Below are 14,983 nucleotides of genomic sequence, written 5' to 3'. Positions count from 1 at the left end.
TGGGCCCACGGCGAAACATTCGGTTTTCGCGATGTACCCTTGAAGACATGCCCACCCTCCGCCACCTCGCCGAATCCGATCGCTTCGCCGACGTCGTCCGCGTGTTGCTCGCCCTGGGCGGCATCACGGCCTGGTGCACGATCCAGGGTCCGCCCACCGCCATCGTGCCCGCGCTGCTGGGCGCCATCGCGTGCGCGCTGGCCGAAACCGACGACGCCTGGCGGGGCCGTCTGCGCGGCCTCGTGGTGACCCTCGCCTGTTTCACGCTGGCGGCGATCGTCGTGCGCGCGACCATCGCCCATCCGGCGCTCTTCGCCATCGTGCTGCCGGCGGGCACGTTCATCCTCGTGATGCTCGGCGCCGCGAGCGGACGCTACGCCACCATCGCCGCGGCGACGCTCATTCTCGCCGTGTACACGATGATCGCCTCGGACGTTCCCGGCGGAGCGGGGTTGTCCGCGATCCTGTTCGGCGCGGCGTGGTACGGCCTGCTGTCGCTGGCATGGAGCGTGTTCTCCCCACAGCGGGCGGTGCGCCACGCGCTGGCCCGGCTCTACGAATCGCTGGCCGGCCTGATCGAAGCCAAGGCCGCGCTGTTCGAACCCGTGCGCGACCTCGACCGCCAGTCGCTCGAGGTTGCCTATTCGCAGCGCAACCTGCATACGGTGCAGGCGCTCGCCTCGGTGCGCGGCGCCCTGCTCGACCGCACCGGTCGGCGGCAACCGCGCGGCCGTGCCGCATCGCGGCTGGCGATGTTCTTCGTGGCGCAGGATATCCACGAACGGATCGGTTCCTCCCACTATCCCTACGACGAACTCGTCGGCGCGCTGTACCACAGCGACATCATGTTCCGCTTCGGCCGCCTGCTGCGTTTGCAGGCCGCGGCATGCCGCGAACGCGCCGGGGCCGTGCGCACCGGCACGCGCCTGCGCTCCATCGCCCTGCCCCGCGGCGCGCTCGACGATCTGCGCGACGCGCTGGACCATCGCCGCCGTGCGTTCGCCCCCGACCAGGCCGTGGACGACGCGCTGGCCGCGCTCCTGCGGAACATGGAGAGCCTGCAGGCCGCCATCGAAGACGAGGGCTCGCTGCGCGACGACGGCGATATCGCCCTGCAAGGGGACGAACCGCGCTCGCCGCGCGAAGCGCTCGCGCGGATTCGCGTGCGGCTGAACCGGCGATCGATGCATTTTCGCCATGCCGTGCGCCTCTCGGCGGGGCTGTTCTGCGGCTACCTGCTGATGCAGGCGCTGCATCCCAGCCATGGTTACTGGATCCTCATGACGACGCTGTTCGTCTGCCAGCCCGGTTACGGCGCGACCCGACGGCGGCTGATCCAACGCGTGTCCGGTACGCTGGGTGGCCTGGTCGCCGGCTGGGCCCTGCTGCAACTGTTGCCCGGCGGCGACTGGCGGCTGCCCGTACTGGTGGCCAGTGGCGCGGCCTTCTTCGCCTTTCGGCTGCGCCGTTACGCGCTCGCCACGGGGGCGATCACCCTGTTCGTGCTGTTGTGTTTCGATCGCGTGGGCGCGGGCTATACCGCCATCGGCCCCCGCCTGCTGGATACCCTGCTGGGTGCATGCGTGGCCGCCGCGGCCATCCGTTTCGTACTCCCCGACTGGCGCGTGCGCCGCTTCGACGACCTGGTGGCCGACGCCCTGCTCGCCTACGGCCGCTACCTGGAGCGCATCGCCGCGCAGTACGCCACCGGCAAGGTCGACGACCTGCCCTATCGCATCGCCCGTCGGGACGCCCACGCCGCGCAGGCCGCCGTCGCGGGCAACGTAGCCGAATTGCTCACCGAGCCCGGCCACGCACCCGAACGCGGCGAACGGGCGCTACGCCTGCTGACGGCGTTGCAGGCGGGCCTGTCGCACCTCTCCACCCTGGGCGTGCACCGCCAGGCCTTGCCGCCCGCCGATGCCGACAGCGTAGGCCGCCTTGCACGCCATGTCGCCGATGCATTCGATGCGCTGGCCGACCATGTGCGAACCGGCATGCCGTCGTCGGCGCTCGATGCCCCGGCCCCCCCGCCGGAGGCCACGGAAACCCTTCGGCTCGTGATACGCCAGTGCCGGTTGCTGGCACGCGTGCACGACCGTATCGCGGCCCTGCCGCCGGCCTGACGGTCGATACCGAGCGACGGCGCATCTGCCACCGCTTCATGACGAACGTGGCGACGGTATCGTCGTTCGCCACCCGCACCGCCGAAGCCCATGCGACCGCCATCGGGCCCGGCCCGGGGAGTATCGGCCGATTGCTGCGACGCGCCGTGGCTTGGGGACCTCCGCGCGCTACGATGGGCAGCTACCCTTCCCCCCTCCGGAGCCTGCACGCATGCGCCCGTTCTCCCTCGGCGACGACATCGACCTCCTTCGCGAAAGCGTCCACGCTTTCGCCGACAAGGAAATCGCACCGCGCGCCGACCGCATCGACCGCGAGAACCATTTTCCGGAGGACCTCTGGGCCAAGCTCGGCGACATGGGCCTGCTCGGCATCACGATCCCGGGCGAATACGGCGGCTCGGAGATGGGGTTCCTCGCCCACATGGTGGCGATGGAGGAAATCTCCCGCGCCTCCGCATCGGTGGGGCTTTCCTACGGCGCGCACTCGAACCTGTGCGTGCAGAACATCTACCACAACGGCTCGGACGAACAGCGCCGCAAGTACCTGCCCAAGCTCGCCAGCGGCGAATGGGTGGGTGCGCTGGCGATGAGCGAGCCGGGCGCCGGTTCCGACGTGGTCGGTTCGATGAACTGCCGTGCCGAACTCGTCGGCGACACCTGGGTCGCCAACGGTTCGAAGATGTGGATCACCAATGGTCCCGACGCCGACGTGCTGCTGGTCTACATGCGCACCGCGCCGCGCGCCGCCGGCAGCCGCTGCATGACCGCCTTCATCGTCGAGAAGGGCATGAAGGGCTTCTCCACCGCGCAAAAGCTCGACAAGCTCGGCATGCGCGGTTCCAACACCTGCGAACTGGTGTTCGACAACTGCGAGATTCCCGCCGGGAACGTCGTCGGCGAGGTGAACGAGGGCGTTCGCGTGCTGATGAGCGGGCTCGACACCGAACGCCTCGTGCTCTCCGGCGGCCCCATCGGCATCATGCAGGCGGCGATCGACCTCACCCTGCCGTACGTGCGCGAGCGCAAGCAGTTCAACGCGCCCATCGGCACCTTCGGCCTGATGCAGGGCAAGGTGGCCGACATGTACACCGCGTTGCAGTCCTCGCGCGGCTTCGCCTACATGGTGGCCCAGCAGTTCGACAACGGCGTGAAGTCGCGCATCGATCCGGCGGCATGCCTGCTCAACGCGTCGAGCAACGCGGTAAAGGTGGCGCTGGAGGCGATCCAGGCGCTGGGCGGCAACGGTTATATCAACGAATTTCCTGCGGGGCGCTTGCTGCGCGACGCGAAGCTCTACGAAATCGGTGCGGGCACGAACGAAATCCGCCGCATGCTGATCGGCCGCGAGCTGTTCCACGGCAAGTCCTGACGTCGTCGGCGCCTCGCCATCGGTTATCGCGAGGCGCCGATACGGCGCTTACCAGGCAAGGCGCACGCTGGCCGTCGCCGAACGGGAGTGATCCCGATCCGCGAACCGCTGGTCGACGCCCATCGCCAGCTGCATGCGTTCGCTCACGTCCCACCCGAGGTTCATCCCCATCGTGGCCGCATGCCGGGAAAGACCGATGCCGTCCACGGGTGCCCACTGCGAAAAGCCCGTGTAGCGGGCCGCGAACACCTCCCCCCGGGTCGCGAACGCGTTCTGCCAGCCGAGCTTCGCATCGAGATGGAACTTGCCGTACGCCGTGAGCCAGGCGCCCGAGGCGCGTAAACCCACGCCCGCCTGCCAGCGCGACGTGGTGTGATCGCCCGCGGCCAGGCCGAAACCGTCGCCGCCGTCTTCGGCGAAGCCGTCGCGACGGATGCTCGCGAACTGCACGTTGGCGAACGGCGAGAGCGAAAACGCACCGGCCTGCGTGCGATAGCCGACTTCACCGTACGCGGCGTCGTAGTTGCCGTCCATGTCCCCGCCGGCGAACGACGCCTGGTCGCCGAAGCGAAGCAGGCGACGCGAATCGCCGCGGAAGCTGCCGTAGGCCACGCGACCCACGCCGTACCAGTTCGCGCCGCGCACACCGCCGTAGAACGTGCCCTCGGCACCCCGCGTGCGCTGGCGGTCGAAGTGGCCCGACAACTGGCCGACGCTGTTCATCTGCGACACGGCGACGCCCGCGAAGCCGTCGTTGCCGACCGGGATGTCACGGCCGGCCACGCCGCCGGAGAGATTGAAACCGACGTTGCCGAATCCGCCGCGGCTCAGGCCGCCCTGGTCGTTCAACGATTGCGTCCACGCGCTGCCGACAGGGTGGTGGTCCAGGTGCGACATGAGCGCATCGTTGCCCGCCTCGATACCCGCCAGCGTGACCGCCGTGCTCGCCGCATAGAGCTGCCCCGAAAGCGATTCGAGCGAAGCCTGTGCCGCCGCCATGTCGCGCGACTGCTGGAGACCGCCGGCCGCCACGAGCGTGCCCATGGCCACGCCCTGCGACGACGCCAGCGCCGTATCGATCTGCGCGAACGCCGCGTCGACGCGCGGCGCCGACGACTGCGCGGCTGCGGAGGTTCGCATGGACGATTGCGAGGTCTGCGCGAGGCTGACGTGCGACGTATCCAGCCAGACCTCCGATGCGCCGTACTGCAGGGTGGTCGAGAGCGTGATGTTGCTCGCCATCGTGAAACTGTCGAACGTGCCGTTGACCGAGGCGGCGGTCAGCACCTGCTGGTGCGCGGCCGGCGTGTAGCCGCCGACGGCACCGACGAGGCGGAATTCGCCCGCCAGCGATGCGCTTCCCGAGACGATCAACGGCGCACCGAGCAGCTGGGCGAGGTGACCGGTCGCGGTCTGCCTGAAGTCGCCCGCGATATGCGTGGAGGTTTCCAGGGTCTGCATGCCGCCGTCGTTGACCACGTTGCCGCCGATGTCGCCGTGGGCGATCAGCAGGCTGCCGGTCTCCACCGTCACGCTCCCGGGCAGCCGGCCCATGGACTCCAGGGCGCTGCCGCCGCCCACGTCGCTGCCGCCGGTGAAGCTGTTGGCCTGGCTCGTCAGCACGAGCTTGCCCGCGCCGGTGGTGGACAAGCCGCCGGCACCGGAGATGTCGTTGGAAAAGGTGACGTCCGCGCCCTGCACGTTCACCGATAGGGCCCCGAAATCCAGGCGCCCCGGGCCATGGATGGCCCTGCCCACGTCGAGGCGGCCGTTGCCGTACACGGCATCGATGCCTGGATCGCCCAGGTCGTCGGCCGTGCCGAGGACGATCTGGCGCACCGCCGCCATGTCGAGCGTGGGAAACACGCCGGCGACCACGGCGGCCGCGCCGCTCACCTGCGGCGCGGCGAACGACGTGCCCGACCAGATCTGGTAAGACGGCGACGACGCGGTGGCATTCGCGGCGAGCGCGACCACGGCGCCCGGCGCGGCGATGCAGTAGTTCTTCGCGACGCCGCACTTGTCCGAATAGGAAGCGAGCTTGTTCGTGTCGTTGCTGTCCAGCGCCACCGCGACGATCCAGCCGGGCTCCAGCTGCGGCGCACGGGAAGGCAATGCGCCCACGTCGGACGGATCGGCCCGGCCGTCGTTACCCGCGGCGAAGACGAACAGCGTGCCCTTGCCGGCCGCCGCGTACGCATTGGCGAAGCTCGCGGTCACCGCGGTATCGGCCGCATCCCAATACAGGCCTTCCCACGAGTTGTTGACGATGCGGGCTCCCTGGGCGATCACCTGGGCATTGATCTGGTCCAGCGGTTCGGCGGACGTGACCTTGTTGCCCTGCCCGCTGCCGTCGTCGGTGGGTGCCTTGTCGGCGATGATGCGCGCGCTGACGAGGGATGCGCCCGGCGCGATGCCGCCGGCGAAATATCCGAACGACGTACCCGCCGCCACCTCCGCCACCACGGTGCCGTGGCCCACCACGTCGCCCACGCTCGTGTTGTTCGTGGACGAATCCACGAAGATCAGGCTCTTCTTCACCCGTCCCGCCACCGTGGGATTGTCGGTATTGATGCCCGTATCCACGATGGCGATGGTCGCGCCCGCACCGACCGCCCCCGCTGCGTGCGCGACGTCGGCGCGCGTGGCGGTCAACTGCACGTCGACCGGCGGCTGCGGCGTGGCCGGCGGCGGATCGGGTGTGGTGGGGGTGGAGGGGTTGGTAGGCGGCGGATTCTGTGGCGAGGTCGGCGCGGTGGGCGGGGGCGTGTCGATGCGCGTGGTGCGGCTGCCGCCCCCACCGCCGCATGCGGTCAGGCCAAGGCTCATGCAGACGGCCAGCGCCAACGGGTGCCCCAACGGCTTGATACGATTCATGAACTCCCCCTGCCTTGAAGTCGATCGTCCTGCGACCCACCTCCCGGATCGCGTGCCGTCGATGTTGCCACAACCTTTTGCGCCCCGATGCGTATGAATCGGCGGTTTGCGGCGCCGCAGATTGCCCCTCCACGGGGGCGACTGCGATACTCGACGGGTTTTCCGCCTTTTTCGGGCGGCCTTGCGAGTCTTACGGAGTCCCCATGTCCGACATCGTCATCGCGGGTGCCAAGCGCACCGCCATCGGTTCCTTCCTCGGCCAGTTCACCGGCGTTCCCACGCCGGAACTGGGCTCGGTCGCCATCAAGGCGGCGCTGGAGCAGTCCGGCATCGCCCCGGCCGATGTCAGCGAAGTGATCATGGGCTGCGTCTTGCCCGCCAACCTCGGCCAGGCCCCGGCCCGCCAGGCCTCGCTCAAGGCCGGCCTGCCCGTGGCCGTCGGCTGCACCACCGTCAACAAGGTCTGCGGCTCGGGCATGAAGGCCCTGATGCTCGGCCACGATCTCATCAAGGCCGGCTCGGCCAGCATCGTGGTGGCCGGCGGCATGGAGTCGATGACCAACGCGCCGCACATGGTCAACGCGCGTACCGGCATCCGCTACGGCGACGGCCAGTTGGTCGACCACATGGCCTGGGACGGTCTCACCAACCCGTACGACGGCAAGGCCATGGGCGTTTTCGGCGAGCAATGCGCCGACAAATACCATTTCAGCCGCGAAGAGCAGGATGCCTTCGCCATCGCCTCGGTGGAACGCGCGAAGGCGGCGCAAGCCTCGGGCGCGTTCGCGAACGAAATCGTCCCCGTCACCGTGCAGGGTCGCAAGGGTCCGCAGGCCTTCGCCGAAGACGAACAGCCGGGCCGTTCCGACGTGGCCAAGATCCCCACCCTTCGCGCCGCCTTCCGCAAGGAAAACGGCACCATCACCGCTGCCAGCTCCTCGAGCATCTCCGACGGCGCGGCGGCGCTGGTGCTGCTCTCGGCCGACGACGCCAAGGCCCGTGGCGTGACCCCGCTCGCACGCATCGTGGCCCACGCCACGCATTCGCAGGAGCCGGAGTGGTTCACCACGGCGCCGGTCGGCGCCATCCAGAAGGTGCTCGACAAGGCCGGCTGGACGGTGGACGACCTCGACCTGGTGGAGATCAACGAAGCGTTCGCCGTGGTGCCGATGGCGGCCATGCGCGAGCTCGGCCTGCCGCACGACAAGGTCAACGTGCACGGCGGCGCCACCGCCCTGGGCCACCCGATCGGGGCCAGCGGCGCGCGCATCGTGGTCACTCTTCTCAATGCGTTGACGGCCCGTGGGGCAAAACGTGGTGTCGCCGCGCTGTGCATCGGTGGCGGCGAGGCAACGGCGATCGCCATTGAATTGGTGTGAAACCGAAGTCGAAAACGACGGCGGGCACATGAAACGCTCACGCGGTGTGGATGGCCTTTAACGAGTCCTGAAGCCCGCACGACGCTTCGGTAGCCACTCCCAGGCAAGTGAGCTATTAATACGCCCGCCCAACGGCATTCCACGGTTAAGGAGAAACACCATGAATTTGACGCGTACCCTTCTCGCCTCTGCGCTCGTCGCGCTCCTGGCCGCTTGCAGCAACGGCGCGCAGGATTCCGCGCAGGACGCCCAGAAGTCGGCCTCCGATGCTCAGCAGCAGGCCGACAAGGCCCAGCAGGCCGCCGATCAGTCGCAGAACGCCGCGACCTCGCAGGCCGCCGACCAGGCTCAGCAGTCGGCCGACCAGGCCAAGGATGCCGCCGCCCAGGCCCAGAGCGCCGCTTCGGCCTCGACCGCCGGTGGCGCTTCGGACGCCGCCAAGGACGCTGCTGCCAATGCCGCCGACCAGGCCGACAAGTCGGCCGACCAGGCGAAGGACGCCGCTTCCAACGCCGACAGCGCGAAGGACGACAGCAAGAAGTAATCCTCGCGGGTTGCTTCGATGTCCAGGACGGCCGCCTTCGGGCGGCCGTTTTTTTGGCGTCTCGCTTTCCCGGCCGCATCGCGAAAGCGCTGCCGCAACGCAGCGTTAGCGCCACGCCGTCCCCCGCTATCATTACGGTTTCGTCCGATCACGAAAGCCCCCAATGCCCATCCTCACCTCGCAGATCGACACCCGCTCGGCCGACTTCCAGGCCGCGAGCCTGCGCCTCCGCGCGCTTACCGACGACCTGCGCGACACGTTGAAACGCACCGCCGAGGGTGGCGGCGCGAAGGCGCGCGAAAAGCACGTCGCGCGCGGCAAGCTGCTGCCGCGCGAGCGCATCCGCGCCCTGCTCGACCCCGGCTCGCCCTTTCTCGAAATCGCGCCGCTCGCCGCGCACGGCATGTACGACGGCGCCGCGCCCGCCGCGGGCGTGATCGCCGGCATCGGCCGCGTCATGGGCCAGGAAGTGGTGGTGCTCGCCAACGACGCCACGGTCAAGGGCGGCACGTATTTCCCGATGACGGTGAAGAAGCACCTTCGCGCGCAGGAAGTGGCGATGGAGAACCGCCTGCCGTGCATCTACCTCGTCGACTCCGGGGGCGCCTTCCTGCCCCTGCAGGACGAGGTGTTTCCCGATCGCGAGCACTTCGGCCGCATTTTCTACAACCAGGCGCGCATGAGCGCGCAGGGCATCGCGCAGATCGCGGTGGTGATGGGCTCGTGCACCGCCGGCGGCGCCTACGTCCCCGCGATGAGCGACGAGACCATCATCGTGCGGGAGCAGGGCACCATCTTCCTCGGCGGCCCGCCGCTGGTGAAGGCGGCCACCGGCGAAGTGGTGGATGCCGAGGCGCTCGGCGGCGCCGACGTGCACACGTCGATATCGGGCGTGGCCGACCACTTCGCCGAGAACGACGCCCACGCGCTCGCGATCGCGCGCGACATCGTCGGTTCGCTCAACCGGGTGAAGAAGGTGCCGCTTGCCGTGCGCGCACCGCTGGAGCCACGCTTCGCGGCGGACGAACTCTACGGCGTGATTCCCGAGGACACGCGCCGCCCGTTCGACATCCGCGAAGTGATCGCGCGGATCGTCGACGATTCCGAATTCCACGAATTCAAGGCGCGCTACGGCAAGACGCTGGTCACGGGCTTCGCCCACATCCACGGCTATCCGGTAGGCATCGTCGCCAACAACGGCATCCTGTTCGGCGAATCGGCGCAGAAGGGCGCCCACTTCATCGAGCTGTGCAACCAGCGCAACGTGCCGCTGGTGTTCCTGCAGAACATCACCGGCTTCATGGTGGGCCGCAAGTACGAGAACGCCGGCATCGCGAAGGACGGCGCGAAGATGGTCACCGCCGTGGCCTGTTCGCACGTGCCGAAGTTCACCGTGGTGATCGGCGGCAGCTTCGGTGCGGGCAACTACGCGATGTGCGGCCGTGCCTACGGCGCCCGATTCCTTTGGATGTGGCCCAATGCGCGCATCAGCGTGATGGGCGGCGAGCAGGCCGCCTCCGTGCTCGCCACCGTGCGCCGCGACGGTATCGAGGCGGGGGGCGGCACCTGGAGCGCGGAAGAAGAAGAAACCTTCAAGGCGCCGGTGCGCGAGCAGTACGAACGCCAGGGCCATCCCTACTACGCCAGCGCCCGCCTCTGGGACGACGGCATCATCGACCCGGCCGACACCCGGCGCGTGCTGGGGCTGGCGATTTCGGCGTCGCTCAATGCGCCGATCGAGCAAGGCAGGTTCGGCGTCTTCCGCATGTAGGAAAGCGAAGCCATGACAAACGTACTGAGGAATCATCGGTAAGTCCCTGCGTCATCGACATTCTCGCCCGTCGTGCTAACCTCGCCGGTCCATGTCCGACTTCGCCGACAACACGCCCCACGTCTTCACGCCGTCCGGCCTGAACCGGCTGGTGCGCGACCTGCTGGAAGACGCCTTGCCCATGGGCGTGTGGATCGAAGGCGAACTGTCGAACGTCGCACGCCCCTCCTCCGGCCACGTGTATTTCACCCTGAAAGACGCGAACGCCCAGGTGCGCTGCGCCATGTTCCGCATGAACGCCATGCGGCTGCGCTTTCGCCCGGCCGACGGCATGCACGTGCTCATGCGAGCCAAGGTCGGCCTGTACGAGGCGCGCGGCGAATTCCAGCTCGTGGCCGAGCACATGGAGCCGGCCGGCGAAGGTGCACTGCAACGCGAGTTCGAACAGCTGAAGGCACGACTCGGCGCCGAAGGCCTGTTCGATGCCGAACGCAAGCGCTCCCTACCCGCGTTCCCCAGGCGCATCGGCGTCATCACCTCGCCTTCCGGCGCCGCCGTCCGCGACGTACTCAGCGTGCTGGGCCGCCGTTGCGGCCTCGCCGAAGTGGACGTGCTTCCGGTGCCCGTGCAGGGTCGCGAAGCCCCGCTCGCGATCGCTTCGATGCTCCGCCGCGCTTCGGATAGCGGCCGCTACGACGTGCTTCTCGTCACCCGCGGCGGCGGTTCGCTCGAAGACCTCTGGGCCTTCAACGACGAAGCGGTGGCGCGGGCGATCCACGCCAGCAAGGTGCCCGTGGTGTCGGCCGTGGGCCACGAAGTGGACTTCACCATCGCCGATTTCGTCGCCGACCTGCGTGCCGCCACGCCCTCGGCCGCCGCCGAATTGCTGGTGCCCGACGGCGCCGACCTCGAACGGCAACTGCATCGCCTGCGCCAGCGCATGGCCACGCTGATGGCGCGCCGCCTGCAGGCGGCCGCGCAACGCGCGGATCACTGGCAGGCACGTTTGAACGCCCAGCGTCCTCAGGCGCGCCTCGCTCGCGACGCGCAGCGCCTCGAATCCCTGCGCCGTCGCCTGCTGGCCGTCATGGGCCAGACGAACGCGCTGCGCCGCGCCCGCCTCGAACGCCTCGAAACACGCCTGGCGGCCCGTCATCCGCGCTTGCGCCTGGAACCCGCGCTTCGCCGCAACGACGAGCTGCGCCGGCGACTCGAGCGCGCCATCGAGCGCAAGCTCGAACGCTCGCGTGCCCACCTCGCGCAACAAGGTCGCACGTTGCATGCGGTAAGTCCGCTGGCCACCCTCGAGCGAGGCTACGCCATCGTCTTCGACGAGCGGGACGCGGTGGTGCGGCGCGCCGACGACATCGCCATCGGCGAGCGCGTTCGCGTCATGCTCGGCGAAGGCGAAATGAAGCTCAGCCGCGAAGGCTAGGCGGCCAGCGGCGAAACGCCTCACGACACCTGAACGCTCCTGGCCCGATCATGGGCGGCGTCGCCGCCAACGGACTCCGCCATGCTCCGGAAAAGCTACCCCTACTACCTCGCCAATGCCGCCGTGAAGGGCAAGGCGAAACTCGACGTCACCGACAAGTACACCGGCGAGGTGGCCACCCGCGTGGCGTTGCCGGACGCCTCGGCGCTGGAGCGCGCCATCGACGCCGCATACCGCGCCGCCGTTCCCATGCGGCGCTTCAGGCCCTATCAGCGGCAAGCCGTACTGGAACATTGCGTGGAGCGCTTTCGCGCGCGCCGTGACGAGCTGGCCTACGCGTTGTGCGTGGAAGCGGGCAAGCCGATCAAGGACGCCGCCGGCGAAGTCACCCGCCTCATCGAAACGTTCAAGATCGCCGCCGAAGAAGCCGTCCGCATCAACGGCGAAACGATCAACCTGGAAATCTCCGAGCGCAGCGCGGGATACCACGGTTATACCCGCCGCGTGCCGATCGGCCCGGTGGCCTTCATCACACCGTTCAACTTTCCGCTCAATCTCGTGGCGCACAAGGTGGCGCCGGCGATCGCCGCCGGCTGCCCCTTCGTGCTCAAGCCCGCCGAACGCACGCCATTGGGAGCGCTCATCATCGGCGAAGTGCTCGCCGAGACCGATCTGCCCGAGGGCGCGTTCTCCGTCCTGCCCATGTTCGGTCGCGACGCCGAGGCGCTGGTCACCGATCCTCGCCTGAAGATGCTGTCCTTCACCGGCGGCATCGTCGGCTGGGACCTCAAGGCCAAGGCCGGGCACAAGAAGGTCACGCTGGAACTGGGCGGCAACGCGGCCTGCATCGTCGACGGCGACCAGGGGCCGAGGCTCGATGCCGTGGTGGATCGCCTGGTCTTCGGCGCTTTCTATCAATCGGGCCAGAGCTGCATCAGCGTGCAACGCATCCTCGTGCACGACGACCTCTACGACGAGCTGCGCCGTCGTCTCGTAGCGAAGGTGCAGGCACTCAAGGCAGGCGATCCGAAAAAGAAAAGCACCTTCCTGGGTCCCATGATCGACGAAGCCGCCGCCGAGCGGCTGCAGGGCTGGATCGGGGAAGCGAAGGACGCCGGCGCGAAGGTACTCTGCGGCGGCGGCCGCAAGGGCGCGATGCTCGACGCCACCCTGCTCGAGCAGGTGCCGCGCGATGCGAAACTGCAACGCATGGAGGCCTTCGGTCCCGTCGCGTTGCTCGACCGTTTCGCGACCTTCGACGATGCGCTCGCCGTCGTCAACGATTCCGACTTCGGCCTTCAGGCGGGCGTGTTCACCGATGACCTGCGCCACGCCATGCGTGCGTGGGACGAACTGGAACAGGGCGGCGTCATCGTCAACGACGTACCCAGCTTCCGCGTGGACAACATGCCCTACGGCGGGACGAAATCCTCCGGACTCGGGCGCGAAGGGGTGCGTTACGCCATCGAGGACATGAGCGACGTGAGGCTGATGGTCATCCGCGGCGACTGAGGCGACACCCGCGCGTCGCGGCGGTCTTCAGGCCGGTTTCAGATCGCCCACCACGGTGGGAATCAGCTCCGATACCGTCGGATGGATCGGCACCGCCCATTGCAGCGTGTCGATCGACGCATCGGCGTTCATCATGTCGAGGATACCGTGGATCGCCTCGTCGCCCGAGGTACCCAGGATCGCGGCACCGAGGATGCGCCGGGTATCGGCATCGGCCACGATCTTCATGAACCCCCTCGTTTCGCCCTTCTCCACCGCCCGACCGACGCGCGCCATGGGGCGCCTGGACACGAGCAACGGTCGCCCGCTGGCGCGCGCCTGGGTTTCGCTCATGCCGACGCGCCCCAGCGGCGGATCGACGTAAAGCGCATAACCGAGGATGCGTTCGCTCACCTTGCGGTCGCCGCCGTCGAGCAGGTTGGCGGCGACGATTTCGTAGTCGTTCCACGCCGTGTGCGTGAACGCGCCCTTGCCGTTGCAATCGCCCAGCGCCCATACGCCGTCGGCACTGGTTTCGAGGCGGTCGTTCACCCGGATATAGCCCTTGTCGTCAACGGCGATGCCGGCGGCGTCGAGCCCAAGGTCGTCCGTATTCGGGCGGCGACCCACGGCGAGCAGTACGTGCGAACCGACCACCTCGGGACTGCCGTCCGTGCAGTCCACGCCGACCGCCACACCGTTCGCGTGGCGGGCAAGGCGGATGCAGCAGGCACCGGTACGCACCTCGATGCCTTCGGCCTCGAGGATGGCCCGGACCTCGAGGCTGACATCCTCGTCCTCGCGGCCGACGAGCCTCGGCCCCTGCTCCACCACGGTCACCCTCGCGCCGAAGCGCCGGTACATCTGGGCGAATTCGAGTCCGATGTAACTGCCGCCCACGACCACCAGGTGCTCCGGCACGGTTTCCAGCGGGATGATGGTGCTGTTGGTGAGATAATCCACCTCGTCGATGCCCGGAAAATCCGGCACGCTGGCACGACCGCCCACGTTGAGGAATACCTGCCTGGCCGCGATCGATTCGCCGTTCACCTCGAGCGTGTATCGACCCTCGGCATCGCGCGCCCCCACGAAGCGCGCATGCCCGCGAATCAGTTCCAGCCCAGGCATGCCCGCCAGCCAGTCTTCGTTGCCCTTGCGCGAGTCGAGGATCACCTTGCGCGCGCGGGCGGCCACGGTAGGCATGTCGATGCCGACCGGGCCGGTGCTCACGCCGAAATCGGCGCCACGGCGCGCCAGGAAGGCGGCGTACGCGCTGGCGACGAGGGTCTTGGTGGGCTTGCAGCCGGTGTTGACGCAGGTTCCGCCGACGAGGTGACGCTCCACGATGGCGACCGTGCGGCCGGCGGCGGTGAGGCGGTTGGCGAGGGCCGGGCCGGCCTGCCCGGCCCCGACGATGATGGCATCGAACGAGCGGGACATAAGGCTCTCCAGACTCGGGAATGGCGCCACCGGCGGGATTCGAACCCACGACCTGTCGCTTAGGAGGCGACCGCTCTATCCAGCTGAGCTACGGCGGCTAACCGACCAAGAATACCGAAAGCCGGCGACGCGGTCACGGGCGCGCCGGCGGCGTCGCCCCTCGTGAATTGTCCCGGAGCGCCACTGGACCGAGCGACGGCGTTAGCGCACCAGAGACAGCATCCGTCGCTGCTCGGCGTACTCGGAGGTCTCGAATGGGCGCTTGGCATCGCTGCCGAACGGCCGCCACACCCCGTCGGCACCCTCAACGCGGATGCTGGCGTCGCCCCCGTCGGCCGCCGCACGGTTGACCGCCGCCCGCAGCGCCTCGAAGCGGGAGGAAAAGTATTCGACCACGGCGCCGTCCATGCGGACCGCCCAGCGGAACCCGCTTTCCGGGAGATAGGGAATCTCGTAGACGCGCGTCATGGAGGTCTCCTGCCTGATCAACAACTTGAGTCAGAGCATGCCCTCGTCTCCGTCACGGCACGGTTGGCGAGACCGGGGCCGGT

10 protein-coding genes and 1 tRNA gene are annotated in these 14,983 nt (G+C 68.6%); 7 read left to right on the top strand and 4 right to left on the bottom strand.

Annotated elements, in window-relative coordinates:
• Positions 1-47: 47 nt before the first annotated feature.
• Both yccS and L2Y94_RS07075 read left to right on the top strand, forming a co-directional pair.
• Positions 48-2,126 (top strand): YccS family putative transporter, encoded by a 2,079-nt coding sequence (yccS, locus tag L2Y94_RS07080; protein ID WP_247373992.1) that lies wholly within the window; start codon positions 48-50, stop codon positions 2,124-2,126.
• Positions 2,127-2,337: 211 nt separating this feature from the next.
• A complete protein-coding gene (locus tag L2Y94_RS07075; protein ID WP_247373991.1) occupies positions 2,338-3,495 on the top strand; it encodes an isovaleryl-CoA dehydrogenase in 1,158 nt (385 codons plus the stop codon).
• Between the two features lie 48 nt (positions 3,496-3,543).
• On the opposite strand, the gene L2Y94_RS07070 is transcribed toward L2Y94_RS07075, so the two are convergent.
• On the bottom strand, positions 3,544-6,372 hold the full coding sequence (locus L2Y94_RS07070; RefSeq protein WP_247373989.1) for a S8 family peptidase: 2,829 nt from the start codon (positions 6,370-6,372) through the stop codon (positions 3,544-3,546).
• Positions 6,373-6,575: 203 nt separating this feature from the next.
• Here L2Y94_RS07070 and L2Y94_RS07065 point away from each other — a divergent pair, with 203 nt between their 5' ends.
• The 5 genes from L2Y94_RS07065 (at position 6,576) to L2Y94_RS07045 (ending at position 13,013) form a co-directional block, all read left to right on the top strand.
• Complete coding sequence (locus L2Y94_RS07065; protein ID WP_247373987.1) at positions 6,576-7,751, top strand: thiolase family protein; 1,176 nt, start codon at positions 6,576-6,578, stop codon at positions 7,749-7,751.
• 160 nt (positions 7,752-7,911) lie between these two features.
• On the top strand, positions 7,912-8,295 hold the full coding sequence (locus tag L2Y94_RS07060) for a hypothetical protein (protein ID WP_247373985.1): 384 nt from the start codon (positions 7,912-7,914) through the stop codon (positions 8,293-8,295).
• Positions 8,296-8,458: 163 nt separating this feature from the next.
• The gene (locus L2Y94_RS07055; protein WP_247373984.1) at positions 8,459-10,066 is read left to right on the top strand and encodes a carboxyl transferase domain-containing protein; all 1,608 of its coding nucleotides are present in this window, start codon (positions 8,459-8,461) and stop codon (positions 10,064-10,066) included.
• 91 nt (positions 10,067-10,157) lie between these two features.
• Positions 10,158-11,501, top strand: a complete 1,344-nt coding sequence (gene xseA / locus L2Y94_RS07050; protein WP_247373982.1) for an exodeoxyribonuclease VII large subunit — start codon at positions 10,158-10,160, stop codon at positions 11,499-11,501.
• Positions 11,502-11,582: 81 nt separating this feature from the next.
• A complete protein-coding gene (locus L2Y94_RS07045; protein ID WP_247373980.1) occupies positions 11,583-13,013 on the top strand; it encodes an aldehyde dehydrogenase family protein in 1,431 nt (476 codons plus the stop codon).
• 27 nt (positions 13,014-13,040) lie between these two features.
• Here the strand turns inward: L2Y94_RS07045 and L2Y94_RS07040 are convergent, their stop codons facing one another.
• From L2Y94_RS07040 to L2Y94_RS07030, 3 genes are all read right to left on the bottom strand, one after another.
• Positions 13,041-14,432: an FAD-containing oxidoreductase gene (locus tag L2Y94_RS07040; RefSeq protein WP_247373978.1), complete on the bottom strand. Its 1,392-nt coding sequence runs from the start codon at positions 14,430-14,432 to the stop codon at positions 13,041-13,043.
• Positions 14,433-14,453: 21 nt separating this feature from the next.
• A tRNA-Arg gene (locus L2Y94_RS07035) sits at positions 14,454-14,530 on the bottom strand.
• A 103-nt stretch (positions 14,531-14,633) separates the two neighbouring features.
• Complete coding sequence (locus L2Y94_RS07030) at positions 14,634-14,900, bottom strand: DUF2188 domain-containing protein (protein WP_247373977.1); 267 nt, start codon at positions 14,898-14,900, stop codon at positions 14,634-14,636.
• Positions 14,901-14,983: the final 83 nt, after the last annotated feature.

The sequence above is a fragment of the Luteibacter aegosomatis genome (assembly GCF_023078455.1).
Taxonomy (GTDB): domain Bacteria; phylum Pseudomonadota; class Gammaproteobacteria; order Xanthomonadales; family Rhodanobacteraceae; genus Luteibacter; species Luteibacter aegosomatis.
Note: the sequence above shows the minus strand (reverse complement) of the source record. Positions and strands in the feature narration are given on the sequence as shown.